Annotated in this window: 22 protein-coding genes; 8 read left to right on the top strand and 14 right to left on the bottom strand. The window is 62.4% G+C overall.

The annotated features are described in order from the left end of the window. Window positions 1-4 precede the first annotated feature (4 nt). The 7 genes from VMA09_07540 to VMA09_07510 all read right to left on the bottom strand — a co-directional run bounded on the left by VMA09_07540 (window position 5) and on the right by VMA09_07510 (window position 8,713). Window positions 5-1,276 carry a hypothetical protein gene (locus VMA09_07540; GenBank protein ID HUA33441.1) on the bottom strand — a complete coding sequence of 424 codons (1,272 nt, stop codon included), beginning with the start codon at window positions 1,274-1,276 and terminating at the stop codon, window positions 5-7. A 255-nt stretch (window positions 1,277-1,531) separates the two neighbouring features. Continuing rightward, window positions 1,532-2,836 (bottom strand): cytochrome P450, encoded by a 1,305-nt coding sequence (locus VMA09_07535; GenBank protein ID HUA33440.1) that lies wholly within the window; start codon window positions 2,834-2,836, stop codon window positions 1,532-1,534. A gap of 40 nt (window positions 2,837-2,876) precedes the next feature. Continuing rightward, window positions 2,877-4,061: an FIST N-terminal domain-containing protein gene (locus VMA09_07530; protein ID HUA33439.1), complete on the bottom strand. Its 1,185-nt coding sequence runs from the start codon at window positions 4,059-4,061 to the stop codon at window positions 2,877-2,879. Window positions 4,062-4,069: 8 nt separating this feature from the next. Continuing rightward, complete coding sequence (locus tag VMA09_07525) at window positions 4,070-5,527, bottom strand: M20/M25/M40 family metallo-hydrolase (GenBank protein HUA33438.1); 1,458 nt, start codon at window positions 5,525-5,527, stop codon at window positions 4,070-4,072. An 8-nt stretch (window positions 5,528-5,535) separates the two neighbouring features. Continuing rightward, window positions 5,536-6,723 carry a dihydrolipoamide acetyltransferase family protein gene (locus VMA09_07520; GenBank protein HUA33437.1) on the bottom strand — a complete coding sequence of 396 codons (1,188 nt, stop codon included), beginning with the start codon at window positions 6,721-6,723 and terminating at the stop codon, window positions 5,536-5,538. 25 nt (window positions 6,724-6,748) lie between these two features. Then, window positions 6,749-7,720: an alpha-ketoacid dehydrogenase subunit beta gene (locus VMA09_07515; protein ID HUA33436.1), complete on the bottom strand. Its 972-nt coding sequence runs from the start codon at window positions 7,718-7,720 to the stop codon at window positions 6,749-6,751. A gap of 18 nt (window positions 7,721-7,738) precedes the next feature. Then, on the bottom strand, window positions 7,739-8,713 hold the full coding sequence (locus VMA09_07510) for a thiamine pyrophosphate-dependent dehydrogenase E1 component subunit alpha (GenBank protein HUA33435.1): 975 nt from the start codon (window positions 8,711-8,713) through the stop codon (window positions 7,739-7,741). A 286-nt stretch (window positions 8,714-8,999) separates the two neighbouring features. Here VMA09_07510 and nth point away from each other — a divergent pair, with 286 nt between their 5' ends. Genes nth through VMA09_07480 form a run of 6 tightly spaced genes read left to right on the top strand, consistent with a single transcriptional unit; the run spans window position 9,000 to window position 13,306 of the window. After that, on the top strand, window positions 9,000-9,689 hold the full coding sequence (gene nth, locus VMA09_07505; GenBank protein ID HUA33434.1) for an endonuclease III: 690 nt from the start codon (window positions 9,000-9,002) through the stop codon (window positions 9,687-9,689). An 11-nt stretch (window positions 9,690-9,700) separates the two neighbouring features. After that, a complete protein-coding gene (locus tag VMA09_07500; protein ID HUA33433.1) occupies window positions 9,701-10,876 on the top strand; it encodes a CaiB/BaiF CoA-transferase family protein in 1,176 nt (391 codons plus the stop codon). Window positions 10,877-10,917: 41 nt separating this feature from the next. Next, complete coding sequence (locus tag VMA09_07495; GenBank protein ID HUA33432.1) at window positions 10,918-11,814, top strand: NAD(P)-dependent oxidoreductase; 897 nt, start codon at window positions 10,918-10,920, stop codon at window positions 11,812-11,814. A 12-nt stretch (window positions 11,815-11,826) separates the two neighbouring features. After that, complete coding sequence (locus tag VMA09_07490; protein HUA33431.1) at window positions 11,827-12,609, top strand: hypothetical protein; 783 nt, start codon at window positions 11,827-11,829, stop codon at window positions 12,607-12,609. 47 nt (window positions 12,610-12,656) lie between these two features. Continuing rightward, window positions 12,657-12,896: a type II toxin-antitoxin system Phd/YefM family antitoxin gene (locus VMA09_07485; protein ID HUA33430.1), complete on the top strand. Its 240-nt coding sequence runs from the start codon at window positions 12,657-12,659 to the stop codon at window positions 12,894-12,896. Beyond that, entirely contained in the window at window positions 12,896-13,306 is a 411-nt protein-coding gene (locus tag VMA09_07480) for a type II toxin-antitoxin system VapC family toxin (protein ID HUA33429.1), read from the top strand. The genes VMA09_07485 and VMA09_07480 overlap by 1 nt, the downstream gene beginning before the upstream one ends. Here the strand turns inward: VMA09_07480 and VMA09_07475 are convergent. Both VMA09_07475 and VMA09_07470 read right to left on the bottom strand, forming a co-directional pair. Continuing rightward, entirely contained in the window at window positions 13,303-13,656 is a 354-nt protein-coding gene (locus VMA09_07475) for a VOC family protein (GenBank protein HUA33428.1), read from the bottom strand. The genes VMA09_07480 and VMA09_07475 overlap by 4 nt on opposite strands. Before the next feature lie 18 nt (window positions 13,657-13,674). After that, window positions 13,675-14,469 carry a methyltransferase domain-containing protein gene (locus tag VMA09_07470; protein HUA33427.1) on the bottom strand — a complete coding sequence of 265 codons (795 nt, stop codon included), beginning with the start codon at window positions 14,467-14,469 and terminating at the stop codon, window positions 13,675-13,677. An 86-nt stretch (window positions 14,470-14,555) separates the two neighbouring features. Between VMA09_07470 and VMA09_07465 the strand changes: the two genes are divergently transcribed. Then, window positions 14,556-15,758, top strand: coding sequence for an acyl-CoA dehydrogenase family protein (locus tag VMA09_07465; protein HUA33426.1), 1,203 nt, complete (start codon window positions 14,556-14,558; stop codon window positions 15,756-15,758). A gap of 248 nt (window positions 15,759-16,006) precedes the next feature. On the opposite strand, the gene VMA09_07460 is transcribed toward VMA09_07465, so the two are convergent. The 3 genes from VMA09_07460 to VMA09_07450 all read right to left on the bottom strand — a co-directional run bounded on the left by VMA09_07460 (window position 16,007) and on the right by VMA09_07450 (window position 19,634). Further along, a complete protein-coding gene (locus VMA09_07460) occupies window positions 16,007-16,948 on the bottom strand; it encodes a sugar phosphate nucleotidyltransferase (GenBank protein HUA33425.1) in 942 nt (313 codons plus the stop codon). Between the two features lie 377 nt (window positions 16,949-17,325). Beyond that, entirely contained in the window at window positions 17,326-18,957 is a 1,632-nt protein-coding gene (locus VMA09_07455) for a glycosyltransferase family 39 protein (protein HUA33424.1), read from the bottom strand. Window positions 18,958-18,974: 17 nt separating this feature from the next. Then, entirely contained in the window at window positions 18,975-19,634 is a 660-nt protein-coding gene (locus tag VMA09_07450; protein HUA33423.1) for a nitroreductase family protein, read from the bottom strand. Window positions 19,635-19,737: 103 nt separating this feature from the next. Here VMA09_07450 and VMA09_07445 point away from each other — a divergent pair, with 103 nt between their 5' ends. Next, window positions 19,738-20,466 (top strand): hypothetical protein, encoded by a 729-nt coding sequence (locus VMA09_07445; protein HUA33422.1) that lies wholly within the window; start codon window positions 19,738-19,740, stop codon window positions 20,464-20,466. A gap of 21 nt (window positions 20,467-20,487) precedes the next feature. Here VMA09_07445 and VMA09_07440 read toward each other — a convergent pair whose 3' ends face one another. After that, window positions 20,488-22,761 (bottom strand): hypothetical protein, encoded by a 2,274-nt coding sequence (locus tag VMA09_07440; GenBank protein HUA33421.1) that lies wholly within the window; start codon window positions 22,759-22,761, stop codon window positions 20,488-20,490. Between the two features lie 224 nt (window positions 22,762-22,985). Then, window positions 22,986-24,233 (bottom strand): LLM class flavin-dependent oxidoreductase, encoded by a 1,248-nt coding sequence (locus VMA09_07435; protein ID HUA33420.1) that lies wholly within the window; start codon window positions 24,231-24,233, stop codon window positions 22,986-22,988. Between the last annotated feature and the right edge of the window lie 73 nt (window positions 24,234-24,306).

Raw genomic sequence — 24,306 nt, 5'->3', positions numbered from 1 at the left:
TCGGTCATCGTTCGAATACCCGCTTTATAGTGGTTCGATCCTCGGACGGCACATCCGTGCGCGCGACGGGCTCGTCGGGCTCCTGATCGGTGCTGAGGGTGGTGCGCACCTTGGGCGGCTCGTAGGCGTGGCCTGCGCCTTTGGGGCCCTTGTCGAGCGGGCGCGCTTCAATCGCGATCTCGAACCCCTCGCTGCCGAGCTTCGCCTGCGCAGGCGCACCGAACAAGCTGTCAGGATCGGCGCCGATTCCGTGCGCTGCGCCGCCATTGCTGCCCTGGTCGCCATTCTGCTGACTGTTGGCATCGGCGGTCTGATCCTGATTGTCATCCGCCGAGTTCTTGCCGCCTTGCGATTGGTTGCCCATGTCGCCCGCGCCCGCCGGACGGTCCTGGTCCTGGTTCTCATTATGAACCGGATTCTGCGGCAGGTCGCCTTCTTTTCCCGCCGGCTGATCGCGCTGGAACTGGCCGGCCGGATTGTCGTTATGCTTATGCTGTTGGGCGAAATTGTTGTTGCGATCCTTGTCCTGGGCGAACGGGTCGGCGGCGTCAGCAAGCTTCAGATTAAGCCGCTGCGGCTGCGATTTCTGACCGGTGAGCTTGCTCTGCAGGTTACCTGCAAGGTCGCGCGCGTGATTCACCAGCGAATCGAGTGAGGTCGAATTGCCCTGCCCCGCATCCAGGCCGTCGTGTGCGAGCCGCGCCTGCAACTGGCGCATCGTCGCGGGATCGGCGGAGACGGTCACACCGCTGTCGTCGCCGGGATCGGCGGGACGCAGATGCAGATCATTAAGATCGAGTGTGAGATCGTCGGGACGTTGATTCGCGGCGGCGATCTGCGCGTGGCGAATCTTTGAGATCGGCCATGCGATCCCGGCCAACACCAGTGCTCCCGCGAGGGCAAAGATTCCCTTCGAGATACGCCGCCGCTCGATACGGGCGGGCGCGAATTCCTCGCTGCGGCTCAGAGTATCCTCGACGAGATACGACCACATCGGGCCTCTGCGGCGATGCTGGGCGATAGTAACGATCGTGGCGAGGCGGCCCTTGAGCTCGGCCCGCTCGTCAGCGAGCGAGGCAGCGCGGGCCGTCGATGCGCGCATCGACCAAGCCGTTCGCGTCGCGGTAACGATCGCGACAGGCGCAGTCGCGGCGGCGATCGCCGCGATGATCATGAAGTTAAGCGGCGAGAGCGTGAAGGCGCAGGCGTAAACGATTGCGCCCGCCGCGATCAGCATCGCCAACGAATAGAACAGGCCATGCTGAATCGCGAGCAAATTCAGGCGCGATCGCAGCGCCCGCAGCTGGGTAAGAATCCGTCCCAGTTTTTCGTCAGGGAATCTCTCGTTTGTCCGGGGATACATCGCGGGATTCAAAGCGCGCCGATTAACGATAGTGCGCAGGCCCTTAACGCGCAACGACAATTCCGAAGCGCTTGTCTAATACTACGCCGAGCCGCGAGAAAGCGCACCCGGCGCGCCGTGCCTTGCCTCGGCCAGGAGTTTGTTGCGCGGATTAAACAGAACGCGCGACTACCGGCAGCTCGTCCGAAGGCGCGATGAAATTGAAGTACCAACGCGGCCTGGCGACGTAGCCCGGCGTAGACGCAGCTCCATTCTCGAGAAGACCCGCGCGAGCACCAGCTTCATTTCGTATATCGCCAGCGCCGCGCCGATGCAGTGCCGGATACCGCCGCCGAAGGGGAAGAAGTGGTGAGCGGGATGGCGCTCGTCGAGAAAGCGGCGCGGGTTGAATCGCTTCGGCTCATGCCAGATATCCGGTCTGCGATGCGCCAGATAGATGCAGGGAGCGACCGTCGTTCCCGCCGGCAGTTCGCGATCGCCGACGCGCATCGGTTCTTTCAAGCGACGCCCGACCATCAGGAAGATCGGCGAGATCCGCAGAACCTCCCTCACTGTGGCATCGAGGTAGGGAAGCTGCGCGAGTTGATCGGTGGTCGGGTTGCCAAGACTGCACTGCTCGCGCCGAAGTTCGGCGATCACTTCAGGATTGCACGCGAGGTGATAGATCGCCCACGCGAGCGCCGTAGCCGTCGTATCGTTGCCGGCATTGATCAGAGTCCATACCTCGTCGGTGAGTTCCTCGTCGCTCATCGTGCCGCCGTTGTCGCCGTGCGGCCTCATCATCGAAGCGAGCACATCTTCCGATGACCGTCCGTTAACACGACGACGGCGGATCTCCGCGAGGATACTTTCCGTTACTTCGCGATGGATGCGCAGAAAGCCGCCCCATGGGCTGCGCGGTCCGAGGTCCACTCGCGCCCAGCGATAAAATATGAAGGGGTTGGGTCCGACTCCGAACGCCCTGCGCAGCAGGTCGGGCGTGAAGACCGACGTCGCATGCTCCCCAAAGAGAATCCGGAGCATGACCTGGAGCGTGATGTTCTGCATCCTTGGACGCATCGGGAAAGGCGTGCCGCTCGGCCAGGTCGAAATCTCGCGATCCGTCAACTCGACGATTGTATCGCCGAGCCGTGCGAACTGGGCGCGCGCGAAGTAAGGCATCGTGATACTGCGATGACGTCGATGCTCGTCGCCATCGATTACGAGCATCGAATGTTCGCCGACGACTGGGGCCATCACCGACGCGAAGATTGATCCGGTCTCGATTGCGTCGGTACCGTCGCGAGCGAAGATCTCCCTGATTGCCTCCGGGTCACTCAAACAGATAGTTGCCGGGAGGGTCGGAACACGGAGCGTGAAGCAATCGCCGTATTTTCTGGCGCAATCGTCGAAGAGCGCCAACGGATCCCTGAGGTAAGCGAATCCCTGCAACAGGCGCGGCGATTTCGGTCCCGGCACGGCCGACGTGTTCATCCGTCAAACCTCCGAACCTTAAAATCTGTTGACTCGCTGGTTAGTCCTTCTTCTTCTCGGAGAGTAGCGCGAGCACGCCGGTGTATTGAAGGGGCGCGGTTGAGTCGCCAACCGGGCCGATTTCGAAGCCGGTGAAGAAGCCGCCGAGCGCGAGATCGCCGAGGTAGCGCCTGATGTAGGCCGAATCGTGGCCGGGGATTCCGTAGAGGCCCACGCCGCGCGACACGCAGTCAAAATAGAGGCCGAGTTTTGGCGGCGATTCGATTCGGGTCTCGAGGCTTTCGAGCGTTGCCTTGAGATCCTGGCGCGCGCGTTCGCCGTCGCGCAATGCAAGGCCGACCATATCTCCGACCTTGGGCTGATGGGCGACGGCGATCACGCCGTGCTCCTTGCTCGCGCCGACGATGTTGCGCACGAGATAGTTGCCGCGCGCGATCGTCGTCGCATTCGGATCGAGCGGGACGGCCAGGAAAACGAACGTGAGAGCGCGGCGCAAATCGCTCGCCAGCGGACCCGCAGCCTCGGCAAAAACTTCGTATGCCGGCCGGCCGTCGAGCTCCATTATGATGTTGTCGCGCGCCGCGGTTACGCGATGCGCTCCGCCGATCGGAGTGCAGGCGAGCGAGCTTACCACCGTGATATCGAAGTCGCCCGCGATCAGCATCCCGGAGACCGCGTTCGAGCTCACCACGTCGCCACAAAACTGGAAGGTCTCGCCAATCGAACCGTCCTCGCTGGCGCCGCCGCCAACGATCACGACGCCCGGCAGCTCGGCCCTGAGCGCGTCGAGGAAAACCTCGGCTTCGAGGTTGTAAGTATCGGCGAACACGCACAATAGATTGTTAGCATTGAGGCCCGGCCGCACGGCGCCTGCTACTTCGCTGGCGGCCTCGCGCGAGCGGCCGCGCAGGGAAGGCACGAAAAAGCGGCGCCCCGCGATCGCGCCGCCGCCGAAGACGATCACCGCGAGCGCATGACCGGTTTCGACTTCCTGCTCGTTGGCGATCACGCCCATCGTCGAGCATCCCGCGATTTCGCGCGTATGCGCCTCCTGCGCCACCATCCGCAGGATCATCGGATAGGCGGCGCCGTAAGCCGTGGTGGCAAATACCAGCGCGCCTTCGGCCGCGTTCAGGCCCGCGCACGCCAGCGCCGCGGCAGTGGCCTCGGCCGCCGCGGTGCGAGGATTGAGCGCATTTGAATATCCGACTCCCGCCCGCAGCATAGCGTCACCTACGATCGGCCGCCGAAGATCTTCAGCAGCTCGACCATCCGTCGAATTCCGTTGCTCAGCTCGTTGATACCGATCGATTCGTTGTCGCCGTGCACGCCGCTCGTTCCCACCGGCGCGAGCTCCACGGGCATGAAGCCATAAGAAATGATCTTCTTCAGCCTGAAATAGTGACAATCAGTGAATCCGCCGACCATCGTCGGCACGACGGGACATTTGTCGGTGCGCCGCGCCAGCGTTTCGATCGCCGTCATCAGCTCGGAGCGCGACGGCGACGAGGCGGGCGGAAAATTGAGCAGCACGTCGATCTTGATCGTGTCGTCGCCAAGCGTCTTCTTGAGGTTCTTGAGGAACGCCTGCGGATCCGAACCCGGCAGCAGCCGGCAATCGATTTCCGCGTACGCGGTGGCGGGAATCATGTTGGTCTTCTCGGATCCCGACAGGACCGTCGGCGCGATCGTGTCGCGGATCTGCGAGTTTTGTCCGGGCTCGGCGATGAACTGCTTCAGGAAGGCAGGATCTCTGAGCGACGCTTCGAGATTCAGGAACTCCTTGGGGCCGTGCTCGAGCTCGCCGATCGTATGGTAGACATCCTGCACCGGAGTGAGGATTCGAATCGGCGTCTGGTAGTCGATGAGCTTCTGCAACGCCCGCACGAGCTTGGTCACTGCCGTGTCGGCGGGCGGCGCCGACGCATGCCCTGCCGGTCCCGTGGCCGTCAGCCGCAACCACAGCGGAGTCTTTTCTGTGACCGAGACGGCGTAGAACTTTTTGCCGTCCTTGAGATCGCGGATGCCACCGCCTTCGTTAAGCAGGAATCCGGCGTCGGAATAAACCTGGTGCTCGTGATCGGCGAACCATCCCGCGCCGTTCTCGCCACCGACTTCCTCATCGCCGGTCGCGATGAAGATCACGTCGCGATCGAGCAGGATCCCGGCGCGCTTGATCGCGAGCATCGCCATCAGCTCCATCACGCCCATGCCCTTGTCGTCGATCGCGCCACGGCCCCAGATCCTGCCGTCCTTCACGAGGCCCGAGAACGGCGGCACCTTCCATTCCTTGGCCACTGCGGGCACCACGTCCATATGGCTCAGTAGGATTAGAGCCTTGGAGTGGTTGCCGATACCGCGCAGGCGCGCCGCGACAATCCCGCGTCCGGGCTGCGGCTCCCACGTCGTCGCGGGGATTCCGTTTTCGAGGAACACGTCCTTGAGCATCTTCGCCGCCGGTAACTCGTCGCCGGGCGGGTCGGTAGTGTTGATCTGGATGTACTTGGAGAGCAGCTCGGTGGCTTCCTGCGTCGCCTTGTCCCAGTCGATCGCCTTGGGCGGCGGTGCTTTCCTGGTCAGCGGATGAGCCGCGGGTCCAACCGAAACGCTCGCCTGGGCAAAGGCGTGGGAGCTAACTGTGATGACGAGCAGGGCGGCGAGGAGACCGGTGAAGGAGGTACGAAGGTTCATCAAGCCTTTCATCGTTCGCCGTAGTTGAGGATCTCGACGACGCTCTGCAGAAATTCGGCCGCCGGCGCGCCGTCGATCACACGATGGTCGAAGGTGAGACTGAGAGTGAGCATCGCACGCCGAGTGATCTCGCCGCGATAGATCGCGGGCTTCTCGAGGATCCGGCCAACCCCGAGGATACCAGTCTCGCCGTGGTTCAGAATCGGCGTGAACCCATCGACGCCGTAGGTGCCGAGATTGCTGATCGTAAACGTGCCGCCGGTGACATCTTCGAGTCTGAGGCGCGAGGCGTGCGCTTTGTCGGCCAGCGCGCGGCTTTCGACAGCGATCTCGCGCAGCGCCTTGCGATCGGCATTGCGAATTACTGGAACGATCAGACCTTCGTCGAGCGCGACGGCGAGTCCGATATTGATTTCGGAGGCTGCGACGAGGTCGGCGCCGTCGAGCTTCGTGCTCATCCGCGGATGGCGCAGCAATGCGCGCGCACACGCATGCACGATCATGTCGGTGTAGGTGAAATCGAACTCGCGCGTGAGCCGCGCGCGCAGCTCGGTCGCCGGGGTCACGTCGACTTCGCTCGTGATCGTGAGCTGCGCCGTCGCCTGCAAACTCTGATGCATCCGCTCGGCGATGAGCTTCCGCACCCCTCGTATCGGAGTGCGCTGTCCCGCGGGCGCCGCGATTGGCGCAGATACCGTCGCTGCGGGCGATTTTGCTGCGCGCTCTACATCTTCTTTGGTGACGCGTCCGCCCGGTCCCGTGCCTTGAACATTGTCGAGGTTGACGCCGAGCTCGGTAGCGAGCTTGCGTGCGACCGGACTTATCGCGCGGCGTGCGCCAGCCGAGGTTTCAGGTTGTACGGCAGTTCTCGCGAGCGCGGCTGACGGAACGTGATTGGAGGCGACAAGTTGAGTGGCGCGCGACGCATACTTTGTCGCGAGACCGGCGATATCCTCGCCAGCCTCCGCGATCACTACGACGCCGAGGCCGCATTCGATCGTCGCGCCTTCTTCGCACAGCGCGACGGCGAGCGTGCCGGTTGCGGGCGATTCGACTTCGTAGAGAACCTTCTCGGTCTCGACCTCAAAAATCGGCTCGCCCGCTTTCACAGGTTCGCCCGGCGCCTTGAAGAAGCGCTGGATAGTGCCCTCGTGCATCGTGAGCCCGAACTTGGGCATCGTTACTTCAACCGCCACGTATCGCTCCGCGATTCACAACCTGTCAGCGTCCGGCGACCTCGCGAATCGCAGCCTCGATTCGATCCTCGCCGGGAATCGCAGCTTTCTCGAGCGGCGGGCTGAACGGAATCGGCACGTCGAGCGCAGTGACACGTTTCACCGGCGCGTCGAGGAAGTCGAAAGCTTTTTCCCCGATAAGAGCCGCGATATCCGCCGCCGCGCCGCCGCGCAGATGACCCTCATCGGCGACCACCACGCGATTGGTTTTCTCGACGGAGCTCAGAATCATGTCCTCGTCGAGCGGAATCAGCGTGCGCGGATCGACGACCTCAACCGAGATATTTTCCTTCGCGAGCTTGTCGGCAACCTTGAGCGCCTTCGGCACCATCGCGCCAATCGCGACGACGGTGACGTTCTCGCCCGCGCGCTTGATCGCGGCCTTGCCGAGCGGCACGAGATAGTCGCCCTCGGGAATCTCCTCGCGCAGGCGGCCGAGCGCGCCGTGCTCGAAAACGATCACCGGGTTGTCGTCGCGAATCGCGCTCTTGAGCAGGCCCTTCACGTCCGCGGGCGACGATGGCACGACGAGCTTGAGTCCCGGCACGCTGAGGAACTGCGCATAGACGGTTTCGGAATGCTGCGCTGCCGCGCCGCCCATCGCACCGAACACGGCGCGGAACGTGATCGGCATGGCAGCCTGGCCGCCCGACATGTAGCGGAGCTTCGCCGCCTGGTTACAAACTTGGTCGAACGCGCAGTAGAAAAAACTCGCAAACTCGACCTCGCAGATCGGCCGCGCTCCCGCCATCGCGGCGCCCACGGCGGCGCCGACGAAGCCTGCCTCCGAAATCGGAGTATTGCGCACGCGCGAGGGTCCGAACTTGTCGATAAGGCCTTTGGTCGCGCCGAACGCCGCCAGCACGACGTCCTCGCCCATCAAAAATGTTTTCGGGTCGCGCGCCATCTCTTCGGACAGCGCCTGGTTGATCGCCTGGATAAAATTGGTTTGTGCCATGGCCGAATCTCCGCGTGTTCAGGCGAACACGTCGTCGGTAACTTCCCCGGGCGAGGGCAGCTCACTCGAGCGCGCGAAGGCGATCGCCTCTTCGAGTTCCTTCTCGGTCTCGCCGACGATCTTCTTCAGCTCAGCGCCGTCGATCTTGCCGCTCTCGGCGCACCACTTTTCAAATCGAATCAGCGGGCACTTCAGCTTCCACGAATCGACTTCGTCCTTGCTGCGATAGGCATACTCGCCAAGGATCGCCTGCTCGCCGACGACGTGACCTTCCCATCGATAGGTCTTGCATTCGATGAGCGTCGGGCCCTGCCCTTCCCGCGCGCGCGCCACGGCTTCGCTGGCGAACTTGAAGACTTCGAGCACGTCGTTACCGTCGATCGTGAAGCCCGGCATGTCGTAGGCCTTGGCGCGCACGGCGATATCGCGAACCGAAGTCACGGTATGCATCGGCGTGAACTCGCCGAAGCCGTTGTTCTCGCAGATAAACACGACAGGCAGTTTCCACACCGCCGCGATGTTGAGCGACTCGTGGAAGGTGCCCTCGTTCGATGCGCCGTCGCCGAAGAAGCACGCGGTCACGTCGTCGCGGCCGATGACCTGCGCGGCGAGCGCCGAGCCGGTCGCGATTGGCAGTCCCGCACCGACGATCCCATTGGCGCCGAGGATGCCGAGCGAGAAATCGACGATATGCATCGAGCCGCCTTTGCCTTTGCAGTAGCCGCCGCGCTTGCCGTAGATCTCCGCCATCATGCGGTCGAGGCGCCCTCCCTTGGCGATCAGATGGCCGTGGCCGCGATGGGTCGAGGTGATGAAGTCAGTCTTGCGCAGCGCGGCGCATACGCCGGCCGCGCTTGCCTCCTCGCCGATCGACACGTGGACGAAGCCCGGTATTTCGTTGGCCATCGCAAGGTCGCGGATCTTCGCTTCGAAATGGCGAATCCGCTGCATCGCGCGATACATCTCGAGCATTTTATCTTTGCTGAGGTCCATGCGTGCGCCCTCCTCGAAAGCGCGCGTGAAGCGCGCGCCGTGTCCAGCGTGCCGAAACCTATTCCCCTCCACGCAAACCGTCAAATGACTAGCGATAGACTTCAGTGGCGATACGCTCGCGGCGAGATCGTGCGCGTCCACGCCGCTTGATCACTTCGGGCTGCTCGCCTTTTAGACCGAACTTCTCTGCAGACTGATGAACGGCGGCGCTCCGTATCCGGTTCAGTCAGGGAACGCACGATGATAGATGGAGTGCGTGACGGCGACAGCTAAACAGCTTGCGAGAGTGGCGGCGGTTCCTAACCGGGCGCCTGCCGCACTTACACCGACAACGATTGGCGCGGCGCTCAAGATCCTGCGCAAGCAGGCGCCGTCGTGGAATGCGCCGATCGTCAGCTTCATCGCGGTGCAGTCGCGCGATCCGTTCAAGACGCTCATCGGATGCATCCTGAGCCTCCGCACCAAGGACGAGACGACTGCGGTCGCATCGGCGCGACTCTTCGATCGTGCTGCGACGCCTGAGACGATTCTTTCTCTCAGTCCGAAGATGCTCGAGAAGCTCATCTATCCCGTCGGCTTCTATCGCACCAAGGCGAAGGTGATTCGTGGCATCTGCCGCGACCTGATCGACAAGTTCGAAGGCCGCGTGCCTGACGATATCGATGCGCTGCTGACGCTCAAGGGCGTCGGGCGCAAGACCGCGAATCTCGTCGTCACGGAAGCGTTTCGCAAACCGGGCATCTGCGTCGACACGCACGTGCATCGCATCTCGAATCGGTGGGGCCTCGTCACGACGAAGCTCCCGGACAAGACCGAGATGGCGCTGCGTAAGGTGCTGCCGAAGAAGCACTGGCTCGAGTACAACGGCATCCTGGTGGCATTCGGCCAGACAATTTGTCATCCCACGTCGCCTTGGTGCTCGCGCTGCCCGGTCGCTCACCTATGCCCCCGCATCGGAGTCGCGCGCTCGCGCTGAAGGAGTCTGCTATGATCGGTCCGCTCGACGGTATTCGCATCATCGACGTGACCCAGATGGTCTCCGGTCCGATGGCGACAATGATCCTCGCCGACCAGGGCGCGGATGTTATCAAGGTCGAGCCGCCGGGCATGGGCGACCTGACACGCGCGCTTTCGGGCAAGAGCGCGATGTCGCCGGTGTTCGCCGTGATCAATCGCAACAAGCGCTCGGTCGTGATCAATTTGAAAGAGCAGCACGGCGTCGAGCTGCTGAAAAATCTCGTGCGCGACGCCGATCTGTTTGTGCAGAATTTCCGACCCGGCGCCGCCGAGCGCATGGGAATCGGTTACGACGTTCTCAGCGCTCTGAATCCGAAACTCGTTTACGTCTCGATCAGCGGCTTTGGCGAGAAAGGTCCCTACGTTCACAAGCGCGTTTACGATCCCGTCGTGCAGGCGCTGTCGGGCCTCGCCTCGATTCAGTCCGACAGCACGGGACGTCCGCGGATGTTCCGCCTGATCGTTCCCGACCTGATAACCGCGATGACCGCCGCGCAGGCCATGACCGCGGCGTTGCTCGGCCGCGTGCGCATCGGCAAGGGACAGCATCTGAAGCTCGCGATGCTCGACGCCGTCATTGCGTTCCAGTGGCCTGAGGGCATGGCCGCTTACACCTTCAAGGGCAACGAGGATGTAGTCGTGCGCCAGACCTCACGCGATCTCATCTACGAAACCGCCGACGGCTACATCACGGTCGGCGCGGTCTCGGACGCCGAATGGCAGGGGCTCGCGCGCGCGATCGGTCATCCAGAATGGCTCGACGATCCGCGCTTCAGCACGCCCGCCGCGCGCGTGCGTCACGCCGAGGATCGTCTTTCGCTGACGGCCGAGGCGCTCCAGCACAAGACGTCCGCTGAATGGCTCCGCGCCTTCGATGCCGCCCAGGTGCCATGCTCACCGGTGCTGAGCCGCAAGGATCTTCTGAGCGACCCGCAAATCGCCGCGAATGGGATGATTCTCGAGATGGAGCATCCGAACGGCGGGCCGATGCGCCAGCCGCGGCCGGCGGCGCGCTTCGATGGCGAGGCGACGCAGATTCGCCGCGCCGCGCCGATGCTCGGTGAGCATACCGACGAAGTGATGCAGAGCCTCGGCCTCGAGCGCGCGGCGATCGACGAGCTGCGAGCAAGTGGAATCGTGGCCTGATTCGCTCTTCAAAGATGCGCGCGTGATGCTAGCTTTGGAGCATGACGCAGCAAATCGGATTTGTTGGCCTGGGCGCGATGGGATCGGCGATGGCGGAAAATCTGCTCGCCGCAGGCTTCGAGGTCACTGTTTTCAACCGCACCGCCTCGAAGGCGGCGCCCCTGGTCGCCAAGGGCGCGAAACTCGCCGAGCGTCCAGGCGACGTGGCGCATGCGCACGGGATCGTTATCTCGATGCTGGCCGACGACGCGTCGCTGGAACATCTTGTCACGGGCGAAGCGGCGATCGCCTCGCGCCTCGCACCGCACGGCATCCATATTTCAATGACGACGGTCTCGCCCGCGATCGTGCGCAAGCTCGCGACCGTGCATCACGAGTGCGGCAGCGTCATGGTCAGCGCGCCGGTGTTCGGCCGTCCCGAGGCGGCGGCGGCCAAGAAGCTCTGGATCTGCACCTCGGGCCCGCGCACGGCCAAGGAGAAAGTTAAACCCATACTTGAAGCAATGGGCCAGGCGATCGTCGATTTTGGCGACGATCCCGGCGCCGCCAACGTCGTCAAGGTCGCCGGCAACTTCATGATCGCGGCCGCGATGGAATCGATGGGCGAGGCGCTCGCAATGGTTGAAAAGAGCGGCGTCGATCGCACCGTCGTCATGGATCTCCTCTCCAAATCGCTCTTCGCGTGCCCGGTCTATCAGGGCTACGGCGCGGCGATCGCGCATCGCAAGCATACGCCCGCCGGCTTTCGTCTGCCGCTCGGACTCAAGGACGTGGACCTCGCGCTCAAGACGGCGGCGGAGGTCTCCGCGCCAATGCCCTTGGCGAGCATGCTTCACGATCGCTTTCTCTCTGCGATTGCCAACGGGCGCAGCGAGATGGATTGGTCCGCAGTCGCGCTCGGCGCGTCTGACGATGCAGGATTGTCGAAGCCGAAGTGAACAGTGCCGCGCGTGCATCGCAGACTGAGCACCATCCTCGTGATGCTCGCGTTTCTCGCCGCATTTCTTTTCGAGGCGCGGCCCGCCTCGGCGATCGACTTTTACGAAATCCAGATTTACGAGACTGAAACGACGCCGCAGGGGCACTTCGAGCTCGAGCTTCATTCCAATAGCGTCACGACCGCGACCGGCACGCTCGCGAAGCAGCAACTCAACCCCTACCAGGTCCACGAGACGCTCGAGGGTTCGTACGGCGTCTTTCCGTGGCTCGAGGTCGGTCAATATTTCGCGACGGGGAAATTCAGCAACGGCGAATACAACTACGCTGGGTCGCGCACCAAGATGCACTTCGGCATCCCACAAACCGAGAAGTGGCCGGTGCAGTTGGGCGGTAATATCGAGCTCGATTACATGCGCTTCGAGGCCGAGGAAAACCCGATGACGCTGGAGCTTCGCCCGATCGCGGAGACGGAGTTCAAGAAGTTCACGATCGTCGGCAACTTCGCTTTTGAAGATCCATTCAGCGGTCCCGGCGCGCACAAGGGCTTTCAGTTCGAGCCCTCAGGCATGATCGAGTATGACCTGACGCGATGGGTAACGCCGGCGCTCGAATACTACGGCGACATGGGCGCAATGGAAGCGCTGCCCGGCATCCAGAAGCAGCAACACTTCGTCGTCCCCGCCGCCAACCTGCATATCATCGATCGGCTGGAGCTGAACCTCGGCGTCGGCATCGGCACAACAACCGCCAGCCACGGCATCTTCATAAAATCGATCATCGGCTGGGAGTTTTGATATACCCTTCCTTTGCCTATTCTAACTAGTCAGACTAGACTGAATTTATGAAGTGGCAGGTGCAGCAGGCGAAGGCGCGATTCAGTGAGATGGTCGAGCGTGCGATAAAAGACGGTCCACAGACCATCACACGTCACGGCAAACCCGTCGCGGTGCTCGTCCGCGCCGAAGACTTCGATCGGCCGAGCAAGGGAAGGCGTAGTTTCAAGGAAATCCTTATGTCCGGCCCGGATATCGATCTGAAGATCGTCCGCTCGCGTGAAAAGGCGCGGAAAGTCGACCTCTGATGTATCTCCTGGACACCATTGTGCTCTCAGAACTGCGCAAGAAAGAAAGGTGCGATCCGCACGTTCGGCAATGGTTTCTACAGATCCCTGAACACGAGGTTTTCGTAAGCGTTCTGGCCATCGGCGAGATTCGGCAAGAGATAGAGCGCTTGCGGCGACGAAATCCGCATGGAGTGCATCAACTGGAAGGCTGGTTACATGAGTTGCTTCGATCGCTTGGAGACCGTCTGCTACCGGTAGACAAGGCAATCGCGCAACGTTGGGGCCGGATAAACGCTCACCACCAGTTTTTTGTGGTTGACGCCTTAATGGCAGCTACCGCCGCAGTGCACGACCTTACCTTCGTCACTCGGAACGCCAAGGACGTCGAACGCAGCGGCGTCAGTTGCTTCAATCCGTTCGAAGACTAATCGTTCGCCTTAACCAGGTCGACGCCGTTGCCGGAGGGGTCTGACAGGTTTGCCAGTTGGGGCTTGGGGCGGTTTTCGAGTTTGCCGCCTGCGGCGATGGCGCGCGCGATCACCGCGTCGATGTCTTTGACGTGGAAATCGAGATGCACTGGAGTCCAGTGGCGATGGTATGAGCGTGTGATTTCGCCGGCCGGGCCGGCCGCGATCTTCATGATCCAGATCGTCTGCTCGCCGATCTTCACCTGCGCCCAGTCCTGCTCCGCCTTCACTACTTCGAGTCCGATGCCGTCGCCGTAGAACTTCACTGCGGCGGCGACGTCGTCAACGTCGATACAGATGTCGCATCTCATGATTCACCCCTCCCCTTTTCAACGATGCGCGAGCTTGCGCGCGGTGATGATCGCCGAGCGATGCGTGAAGTAGAGCTTGCCATTCTGGCGCCGTGCGTCGGCGCCGCTTAAGTCCTCGCGGATGTCGCGTTCGATAAACTCGCGGACCTCGGCGGCACGCTCGGGTGGCGTGTAGGTCGTCTCGAGCCAGCGCTCGACGGGATTTGGAATCTCGGCGGTCTTAACGCTCACGACATCGAGTCCGGCCGCCGCGATCATCGTCAGCATCTCGGAAAGCGGAATGAAGCGCGTATGCGACGTGTCGCGCAGCCGCTCAAAATGATTGTGATACGCGGCGCGCTCCGGATGCTCGCTGGCTCCGATGTCCTCGACCACGATTCGCGCGCCGACGCGGCAGACGCGCGCCATCTCGCGCGCGACGTTGGCGGGATTCTGAAAATGATGGAACGAGAAACGGCACACGGCCGCGTCGAATTCGCCGTCGTCGAACGGCAGCCGGCCTTCGACGTCGCCCTGGATGAATCGCGCATTGGTGATTCCGCGCTCGGCGCGCATCTTCTCCGCGATCTTGAGCGGCGCCTCGGTCAGGTCGATGCCAACGACCTCGCGGCATCGCGGCGCAAATGCGAGCGCGATATGACCGGGGCCGGTCGCGAGCTCGAGCACGCGCGTCGTCGCGTCGGGCGCGACAGCCGCAACCAGAAGTGCGATGCGATCGGGATCCTTGATAGTTGGCGAAGAAGCAAACGCGTCGGCCTGGCGTGTGAATTCCTCCTTCACCAACGACTTGTGATCTGGAGCCTGCGTCGGCATCGTAGCGGCCCTCCCGGCGTCGCGATTATTCCATCGGCGGCGCTATCAACCTAGAGTTGCCCCTGCTTGCACGGCTGAAAGGGTTAGTGGTAGCTGAATCATGGATCCGAGCGGCTCCGCCGGATTCCATCGATTTAAACGGAGGACCGACCAAGTTGGATTTCGGCTTTTCTGAAGAACAAGAAATGTTGCGCGATGCGGCCAAGCGCTTCCTGGCCGACAATTGCGAAACCAAGTACGTGCGCCAGATGATGGCCGACGCAACTGCGCATGATCCCGGCTTCTGGAAGAAGCTCGTCGAGCTCGGATGGCCCGGGTTGATGATCCCCGAAAATTACGGCGGCCAGGGCGGCACCTTCCTCGACATGACGGTAATCGCCGAGGAAGCGGGCAAGGTCCTGATCCCCGGCCCGTTCTTCACTTCGGCACTACTCGGCGCTCCGCTTCTGATCGAGGGCGGCTCCGAGGCGCAGAAGAAAAATGTCCTGCCCAAAATGGCGAGCGGCGAGTTTATCGGAACGGTCGCGATCGCCGAAGCCGCGGGACGTTTCGACGCGGACGGGATCCAGCTCAAGGCCTCGAAGAGCGGCTCCGATTACACGATCAGCGGCGAGAAGTTCTTCGTTCCCGATGCGCACGTCGCCAATGGAATCGCGGTCGCGGTCCGCACTGGCGGCTCCGGCGAAAAGGGCGTGACGATTCTGCTCGTGCCGCGCGATACGAAGGGCGTGACCATTACGCAGCTCAAGACCGTGGATATGACGCGGCGTCTGTGCCACGTGAAATTCGACAACGTCAAGGTTCCCGGCTCCGACATCCTCGGCAAGGAAGGCGAAGGCTGGCCGATCCTGCATCGCACGCTCGATATCGCAACGGCGGCGCTGTCGGCCGAGATGGTCGGCACCGCGCAGAAGGCGCTCGACATGTCGGTCGAGTACGCGAAGACCCGCGTGCAGTTCGGCAAGCCGATCGGCTCGTTCCAGGCCGTCAAGCATAAGTGCGTCGACATGATGGTCGCGGTCGAGAACGCGCGCTCGCTCACCTACTTCGCGTGCTGGACCGTGGATACCAAGTCGCCCGAGGCGGCGACTGCCGTGCCGATGGCGAAGGCGTACGCCTCTGATATGGCGAAGAACGTCACGTCCGAGGCGATCCAGGTCCACGGCGGTATCGGCTTCACTTGGGAGCACGATATGCATCTGTTCCATCGCCGCGCACTCGCGGGCGAAGCGAACTTCGGCAACGCGCCGGTGCATCGCGAGGTAGTGGCGAAGTCACTGCTCGACTGATCGGATAACAGAAGAGATAACGGCAGGGCCGCCAGCGCATAGCGCCGGCGGCCCTGCTTCGTTTTGGCAGCATCGAAGCCGCGCCGCGCGCCGTCTTAATGGCGGGCAGGGACGCCCACCCTGCTATTTTTTTCGGAGCACAACCTTGCAACTCTTAATGATGGCCGCCATTCGATCTGAATGAGGGGCGGCCCTTGCGCGGTGCTAGTGCGCAAGGGTCGTTAGTCAATGAATACGCGAGAGAGACTTCAGGCTTGCTGCAGCCAGGCCGGGGAGAGGCCGCGGCGGCCCAGGATCTCCATCACGCGAGCGGGCTCGCCGAGATCGCTCCACTCGATGCCGCGGATTGGCAGTACGCCCATCTCCGGCGAGAAACGCTCCAGAATCTCGGTCGAAAACCCGACATTCGGCAGGTTGGGATATAGCGAGCGCATCACGCGATGCTCCGAGCGCGTGCCGAGCGAGGTCCAGACCGCGTCGAACTTGCTGTACAGCTCCGGTACCGAGCGCCTGAACAGCTCGAGCATGTTGCTCACGCCCGAGACCATCACGAAACTGTTCCACAGGCAGCCCCGGCGAAAAAGCTGGTCAGCTATAGCTGGTGATGGTTTTTCCCAGAATCGTCGGATTCCACGTAGCCCGTGGAAGGCGAACGGCGTCGGCATCGAGGTGCTGCCGGCGGGATCAATCCAGCCATACTGGACTTCAGGGCCTTCGGCCGGGATCCCGAGCATCACAGTGAGCCCCGGCATCTCATGGACGGCATCGAACGCGACTTCGACGTGACGCATGAAGCGCTCGTCGTCGCTGATGTAATGATCGGAGGGAAAGAAGGCGATGGTCTCGGCGCCGCGATCTGCGGCTCGCAGCAGCGAATACAGGATACCAGCGGCAGTGCCGCGATTTGCAGGCTGAACGAGGAGATTCGTCTCGGGCAGGCCACCGACGTGCGATGCGTAAAGATCTTCATGCTCGCCATTGAGCAACAGCATCGTCTCGGCCGGCTTGAACATCAGCGCAATCCGGCGCCGCGTCTGCGAAAGCAGGGTCTCGTTGCCGAGTATCGGGCAGAACTGCTTGGGGATCTCGAAGCCAGTGATTCGGCGGGTCAGAGGACGCAGACGCTGGCCATCCCCACCGGCCAATACGATCGCGCAACGAAGCTCGCTCGCCGTTTTCAAGAGTGGCACGTCTCTCTCCTGCGGGCGGTGCTCCGCCCCCAATGCGGTCCGGTTCAGCCTAAGAGTCGATATTCAATTTGAGATCCAGCAGTCACCAGCAATTTTGCTGCCATCTTTGCGATGGCGCGCGAATTGGAGTTTTACATCGCGCACACAAGGCCAGATGGGTCAAACTCAGGGTTAGATGCCATCTTTCGAAACAAGTGACGTGTGAAGAAAGAAAAAACTTCATTTCGCGAGGCTCGGAGTAAGTTAAGATTCCGCTACGATCGAACGCTCGCGAGCGCGATTAAAGCGAAGGCGTTTGTGCTGGCGTCAATTATCGGACGACAGCGCCCGTTCGCGGCCACTTTAACCGCCGGTCAAATGATCGCAGCAGAATGCGATCATGGTTTCGGAGGCGATGCTGGAATCGCAAGCACAAATCCTTGCTTCGACGATTCGAGGAAGTTGCCGAAGTCGACGCGAAACACCGCTCGGGCCACGTCGCTAACAGACTCTCGCTCGATCGCGCCGCCGACAGGCGCGATCGCATAGCCATGCGATTCGAGCAGCTCCGCGTCTGACTTGGGCGCGATTATCGGCAGGTCCGACAAAAGCGCGCTGCTCAGATCGGGCCCGCTCATCACCTGCGTGGTTCCACCCGACGCAAGGCGAACATAAGACGCAAGCGGTTCGGGCCCGACGAAAGATATACGCGAGGCGGTGGGTCCAACCGCGGCCACGACCTGCTGTCCAAAATCCGGCAACAGCCATGGCCGGAGCAGAACACTCGCGAGCGGAAAGAAAAGGAAAATGCCGACCGCCAGCCGCATCAGCAAGTCGGAAGTCCTGATGCGTCGGATCGCCAACAAAATCGAGACGGCGAACGCCGCGCACGCCATCCCACTGGTAATCGTCAAGCCGTCGCGGTTCAGGAGCATCGCGAAGATGGAGAATGCCGCCAGCGCCACCATGACGATGGCCGCAGCCGCTTCCAGAGCGACACGCGAGGCGTGCGAATCGAGCTCAGCCAGCGCCCCGGCAATCACGACAGCGAGCAGTGGGCACGCGGGAAGAAGATAGTGCCCATTCATCGTGGGATTCAGGCCGAACGCGATCGCATAGAGCAAGGCGAATCCTGCCGCGAAGCGCGCGAACTCCGATCTCATGATTGAATCGGCTCGGGCCTGGGCAACTCGCTCCGCGATCAGCACGATGCACCACGGCAGGAAGAAGAGTACGTATTGCGCAACCATCGCCAGCATGCGTAGCGGCGTTGCGACGATTCCGAGCGAGATGCGCGCCCGCACCTGGTCGTTGAACATCACGTGCGTGAACAAACTGCCATGTGCGTGCAGCGTCGCGAGGAACCATGTGACGGGAATCGCGAGTCCGACCGCCAGCGGAATCAGCGGAATCACGCGACGCCGCCGGTCGGCGACGAACGTCGCGGCGAAGAGCCATATGTATGCGAGAAAGATCAGACCTGGGACACCCTTGGCCATGATCGCGAGTCCAGCGCCGAGGTACGCATGCCATCCGTCGCCCGCCGACGGCGTCTCAGCGAACATCAGGCCGAAAAATCCGTACACACTCCACGCGATGAACATCGCGAGAAAAATGTCGGGATTGGCGCGAATCGCCGCGAGAATAAAAACCGGCGTACTCCCCAGGATGAGCATCGCGAGAATCGCGGCCGGAGCGCGCGGCGTGACGCGTATCGCGAGCGCGTGAGTAATTAGGAGCGTCACGACGCCCGCGAGTATCGAGGGCAACCGCGAGGTGAGCGCGCTGATCCCGAAGGCCCGGTAACTCGCAGCTATCAGCCAGTAGGTCAGAATCGGCTTCTGAAAGCGCGGGTAGCCGGTGTTGTAGTACGCAGTGCCCCAGTCTCCCGACTGCACCATGCGAATCGAGGCGTCGGCGTACAGATGCTCATCGACGTGCGCGAAATAAAAATCATGCGCGAGCGGCCAGAGGCCGGCGCAAAATCCCACGACGACCAGCAGCGCCGCGAGTGCGTGTCGCGATTTCAATGAATCCGGCGCAAGCCTCAGAACTTCGCGCCCCACGAATCGGCATACACCAGTTGATCGACAGGGCGGCGAATGAGCGGGCCATGTCCGCGTCCGACCGGATAGCCAATCGGGATCGCGGCTGCCGTGTACCACGGATCAGGAATGCCGAGCAGCGCGCGCACCTCGGGCTCGCGCTCGCAGAGCAGCGTCGTCAATACGCATCCCAGACCCTCGGCGCGGCACGCCAGCAGGAGATTCTCGACAGCGGTGTAGACCGAGCCGCCGCCGACAACCGATGGGCGATTCTTCTGCTCGGAATCGGTGATCGCCATGAACTTCGGATTGAAGCAAAACATCGCGATGACCGGCGTCGAGCCAAAATGATCAGCGAGAAAGTCGCCGGCCATGAGTGTGCGCTCGGTGCGCTCGCGCGCATCGGCAGGCATGTCGGCCGGGAACGGACGATAGCGCTTGGTGTAGTTGTGCCAGCGATCGGCGTAGAGCTCGCCCAGGCGCTGCTTCTTCGCGCCGTCGCGGACCGCGACGATTCGCCACGGCTGCTGATTGCCGCCGGTGGGTGCAAAGGTCGCGGCCTCGAGCACGCGGTGCAGCACGTCGGCGGGAATCGGATCGGGCCTGAGCCGGCGCACCGCGCGCAGCGTGCGCATCGCTTCGTAAACGTCCATCTGGGCCATGTCGAAAAACCTCCAGCGGAGTTATCGCACAATCGGAGCAGCGATGCGCATCGGGCAATAGCGGCACGACGAGCGACGCGATAAAGGAGGATCTGACGCGAATATGGCAGAACAGAAAACAGCCGCGAAACCGTTTCGAGCCGAGCGGCCGCGACGCTCGCGATGGGGCCGGCGGTTGCTTTTTGTGATCATCTTAGGACTGGTCGCGGGATTCATTCTCACCCGCTACGATATGCATCCGAGCGCGGAGGGCAATCAGCCGGAGAGCGTGTTTCAAGCCACGCTCGTGCAATCGTATCCGACGATCTCGCGCGCCACGAATCAGATCGCGAGCCAGGCTGCCGGCGGCAGCTCGATGACAGCGAGTCAATTGCTGACCGCCGCTGCCAATGACGGCTTTCGCCGCCTCGACGATGCCTCGCTCGGCAAGCTGTTGTGGCTCAGCTCGGAACTGGCGAATCGGGCTAATACGCAGAGCTGCGCGATGCTCTGGAGCGGAGGCGCGGGCGAGGCGTTCGTCCCGGCGATCGAGCAACTTCCGGTGGATCAGCAACGCAAGTGGGGCAGGATCTACGATCGCGCTGCGCTGGCCTCGATCAACGGGCTTCCGGTGCGGCGCGCGCCGAATCCCCAGGACTTCCAGGCGGCACTGAGCAGAACGATGATGTACATGCCGGCCAACGATCTGAATGCGATCAAAGCGATGATCAACGATCCCGTCCATCAGAGCGACGCGCAGAAATGCGCCGCGGTCCGCGCGATCTACGCGGGAATGATGCGGGCGGATTACGCCGATGCGATAACGGTCGAGCGCGGACTTTTGCATCAATGAATTCCGCGTGTGCGATCGCGTTTACATGCTCGGGAATTGAAACTTAAAGCGATCGCGCATCACGTCAACGGCGTTGATATCTTCGGGAGTGTATTGCAGGCGGCCGAGCGTCGCTTTCATCGCAGCCGATGCGTTCTTCATCAGGTTCGCGCCCACAACGGGCGGCTGCCAGGGAAGCTGACTCGAAGGAAAAATCATGTCGGGGTCGAGAATCCCGACGCTTGGCGATTCGGGCGAGTCGTAGAAGAAAACGTTGTTCAGTTTGCCGTCGGCCCAGATAAGATCGTTCTGACCGAGCTGGTTGTACATCTGCTGGAGCGCGGTGGCCTGTTGCGGGGTGAGCTGCGCCTGCGACGGCATCTGCACATTCGACCACTTCCCGCCCATGACATTGTCCATGATGATATGCGGCGGATCGCCGTTCGCGCCTGCCGACGCCTGATAAACGGCGGGAGTTTTAACCCCGGCCGCATTGGCCAATTCCGCGCCTTCCAACTGCCGCGTGATCGAGTCTGCGCCGATTTCGCCAGGGCGCACGATCTTGATCACTTTGCTTGGGTCTTCCGCCATCTGGTAAACGGCGCCGAAACCGCCGGGCGATCCGACCATGTTGCCGAGTTGAACCGGCTGGCCGCCCACGACGATCGTCTTGCCCGCCAGATTTTCCCACGAGTTCGAAACCGCCGCGCCCGTGAGCGGATTGGAAGGAGTGCCCGCTCCATCTGCGGGCGGGACCGACTCCTCAGGCGGAGATCCTCCGCCTCCCGCGGCAGGTTGGGTACGGCTCTGGCCGCCGGCCTGAGCGGTCTGCGTCGAGGTCGAACTGCTCGCCTCACCCGGCGCGGGACCTCCGCCCTGCTCATTCGGTCCGCCGCCGACGCCTCCCCCAGCGCCGCCGGGAGGTTCGGATCCGCCGCCTGAGCTGACACTTCCATTATATGAACCGCCGCCGGGATTGGTGCCGAGATTGCCTGCCGCCGCGCCTCCCATCCCCGCGAGCGTCGTCGCCTCCTGCCTTGCCGCGCCGATGCCTGCGGTCGTTGCGGCGGCGATCGAATTGCCTGCGGTCTGGAGCGCGCCCATCCTGCCGGCGCCGTTCTGAATCGCCTGCCCGTATGCACCCTTGAGTGCGCCCGCCGAAGCGCCGAGGCCCTTGCCGATCACTGCGCCCGTGAACGCATAGCCGACCTGTCCGACAGCGGCCTGCGGGCTCATCGGTGTCGTCCACTGATTTCGTTGTCCGTTGGCAACATTGCCGACGGCCTGGTTTGCCTGCTGCAGGCCGCTGCTACCGCCAGGCAGCTTGTCGGCGAGACTGTTGGCCGCTTCGTTCAAGTAATAGAGCGGCGAATGACCGTTGATCGCGAGCGGGCCCGTGTATGGCTGTCCAGTTCCAGTGCTCGGCGGCGGCGCCATTTTCTGCGCAAGGCCATTGATCCAGTCGTTCAGACCCTTGAGGATGCCGGGGCTTTGATTGCCTGGATTCGAGGATGAGTTCTGCGGTGAAGCTGACGGTTGTGAAGGGTTGACTTGTTGTGCACCGGGATACTGGGTGTTGTTCGGCGGATTTTGCGATCCTCCCCCCGAGGGGTTGGGCGAACCTCCGCCCGCGATCGGATTAGCGCTAATCGGCGGCGGCGCAGTTCCCGATGGATTGCCCCCACTGTTTGGAGAACCACCGCCGCCGCCTGCGACAGGATTGCCGCCGCCAGCTCCACTGGGCATCGACGGGTTGCCGCCGCCGCTCGGCGCATTTCCAGGACCCGGTTGATTCGGCGAAGTTGGTGCGCCGCCGCCTGAAGGAGTTCCGCCCGCCGGCGATCCATTCGGCATCACGTTCTGCACGAGATCCGACAGGAGCTTGCCGGCCTGCGCCATGATCTGCGCGAGGCGTTGCTGATGGCGCGAGGCTTCGATCGCGCGATCGCGCTCGATCGCGGTCAACGTGTTTTGATGGCGCTCTTGTTCGTTAGCCAGGGCCTCCTGCTTTACTTCGCCCGGCATGTTGCTGCGCTGGATACTTTGATCGGCCTCGTCATGACTGACGTTCTCCGAGCGCTCGCTGCTATCGAAAGCGGAGTCGGCTGAGTCGTGACGATCGTCCTCGGAGGCGACGGCCTCCTGGGTCTGAAGGTCGCAGCTGTTGCATACGTCGACCGAGACGCCCGTACTGAGCATCGTCGAGTTCTGCGCTCTCGCGCGAGGGGCGAAGGCGAGCGACGCAGCAAAGAGCGCTGCGAATGAAAGTAACGCGACGAGCTGACTCGAGCGTCCGACCGAACGTGGTAAAGTCACGCTACGCCTCCAGCGCGCTGTGCGGACAGAGAGGTCTGCGCATCGGAGACTGTGCGAGAATTTCCGTTGACGGTCAAACTTTCGAAGAGCGCACCAAACCTGGCATTTGTTCGCATCGAGCATTGGGTGATGAAGCGCCAATCGCCCTCACCGGTGTTGCACGCGATTATCGCGCGTCAGGCACCCTCTCCCGTGACCACGGGAGAGGGGCTTCGGAGAATTTCCTATTTTCCTGCCGGGCGGGGGGCTGAGTCGGCGGCGGCTTTCTGGGCTGGGGCGAGGCTGAAGGGTCCCGTGGCAGCGCTCTTTGCGAATGCTTCGACTGCTTTTTCGTCGGAGCTGATCGCTTTCATTATCGCGCCGGCGACCGCGCCCATCAGCTCGACCTTCTTGGCCGTCACTCGCGCCGCGCTCAGCTCGATCGAATCGAGCTGGCCCTGGAATCGCGGGATAACGTGGCGGGCGAGCAACTCGTAGCTGCGGAACATCTTCTCGCGCGGCGCCCAATCGTGAGCGAATGCGAGCACGGTCCCGTAACCACCCGAGAGCTGCTTCAGCTTTTCGAGCTTTTCGATCGCATCCTCAGGCGTGCCGAAGATGCCACCGCCCATCTCGTTCATGAACTTCGCCGCTTCGTAACCGTCATCGAAGTTCTTGCCGTCCGGGCGCCCGAGGATTCCGACCACGTACTCGTTGTTCCAGCGCTTGAGGCCTTCGGCGACGTCGCGCAGCGCTTCTTCCTTGGAATCGGCGATATGGAACGGCATCACGATTCGCCAGTTTTCGCGATCGACCTGCTGCCCGTGCTCCTTGGCCGACGACTCGGCAAACGACCACTGCGTCTTCAGCGCGCTGAGACCCTCGGGCAGATACGATCCGACCGACAGCACGCCGACGCCGTATTTTCCCGCGCACTTCATCCCGGCCGGCGAGATCATCGACGCGACCGCGATCGGCAACTTGCGCTGTATCGGGCGCAGATGCAGTGCCGCGTCGCGCAGTCGATACCATGAGCCATCAACCGTGATCGGCTCGCGTTCGGTGAGCAGGCGGATGATGACGCCGAGGCCCTCGTCCATCTGATCGCGCTGAACGATCGGATCGATGCCGAGCATGAAAGCGTCCGATGGCAGCGCGCCCGGGCCAACGCCGAGCATCGCGCGCCCGCGGCTCAGATGGTCGAGCATCACGATTCGCTGCGCGACTGTGAACGGATGGTGATACGGAATCGATACTACGCCGGTGCCAAGCTTGATTCGCTTTGTGACCATCGCGGTTGCGGCGAGGAACATCTCCGGCGAGGCGATCGTTTCCCAGCCGCCCGAATGATGCTCTCCGACCCAGAACTCGTCGTAGCCGAGATCGTCGAGCAGCGTCGCGAGCTGCAGGTCGCGCTGCAGTTGCAGGGTCGGGTTTTCGCCGATCGGATGATGCGGGGCGAGAAACACACCGAAGCCAAGACGGTCGTCCATTGTCGAATCTCCTTTGATGCTGGTTCCTACTTATTACTCGGATTGAGGACGGCAAACTATGCAAATCGAGGCT

The organism is Candidatus Binataceae bacterium, assembly GCA_035508495.1.
In the GTDB taxonomy this organism is placed as follows: domain Bacteria; phylum Desulfobacterota; class Binatia; order Binatales; family Binataceae; genus JASHPB01.
Note: the sequence above shows the minus strand (reverse complement) of the source record. Positions and strands in the feature narration are given on the sequence as shown.

Coding starts and splice junctions, on each gene's coding strand:
- VMA09_07535 (HUA33440.1), bottom strand. CDS start 2,836: ATGAACACGTCGGCCGTGCCGGGACCGAAATCGCCGCGCCTGTTGCAG.
- VMA09_07530 (HUA33439.1), bottom strand. CDS start 4,061: ATGCTGCGGGCGGGAGTCGGATATTCAAATGCGCTCAATCCTCGCACC.
- VMA09_07525 (HUA33438.1), bottom strand. CDS start 5,527: ATGAACCTTCGTACCTCCTTCACCGGTCTCCTCGCCGCCCTGCTCGTC.
- VMA09_07515 (HUA33436.1), bottom strand. CDS start 7,720: ATGGCACAAACCAATTTTATCCAGGCGATCAACCAGGCGCTGTCCGAA.
- VMA09_07510 (HUA33435.1), bottom strand. CDS start 8,713: ATGGACCTCAGCAAAGATAAAATGCTCGAGATGTATCGCGCGATGCAG.
- VMA09_07500 (HUA33433.1), top strand. CDS start 9,701: ATGATCGGTCCGCTCGACGGTATTCGCATCATCGACGTGACCCAGATG.
- VMA09_07495 (HUA33432.1), top strand. CDS start 10,918: ATGACGCAGCAAATCGGATTTGTTGGCCTGGGCGCGATGGGATCGGCG.
- VMA09_07485 (HUA33430.1), top strand. CDS start 12,657: ATGAAGTGGCAGGTGCAGCAGGCGAAGGCGCGATTCAGTGAGATGGTC.
- VMA09_07480 (HUA33429.1), top strand. CDS start 12,896: ATGTATCTCCTGGACACCATTGTGCTCTCAGAACTGCGCAAGAAAGAA.
- VMA09_07475 (HUA33428.1), bottom strand. CDS start 13,656: ATGAGATGCGACATCTGTATCGACGTTGACGACGTCGCCGCCGCAGTG.
- VMA09_07470 (HUA33427.1), bottom strand. CDS start 14,469: ATGCCGACGCAGGCTCCAGATCACAAGTCGTTGGTGAAGGAGGAATTC.
- VMA09_07450 (HUA33423.1), bottom strand. CDS start 19,634: ATGGCCCAGATGGACGTTTACGAAGCGATGCGCACGCTGCGCGCGGTG.
- VMA09_07445 (HUA33422.1), top strand. CDS start 19,738: ATGGCAGAACAGAAAACAGCCGCGAAACCGTTTCGAGCCGAGCGGCCG.
- VMA09_07435 (HUA33420.1), bottom strand. CDS start 24,233: ATGGACGACCGTCTTGGCTTCGGTGTGTTTCTCGCCCCGCATCATCCG.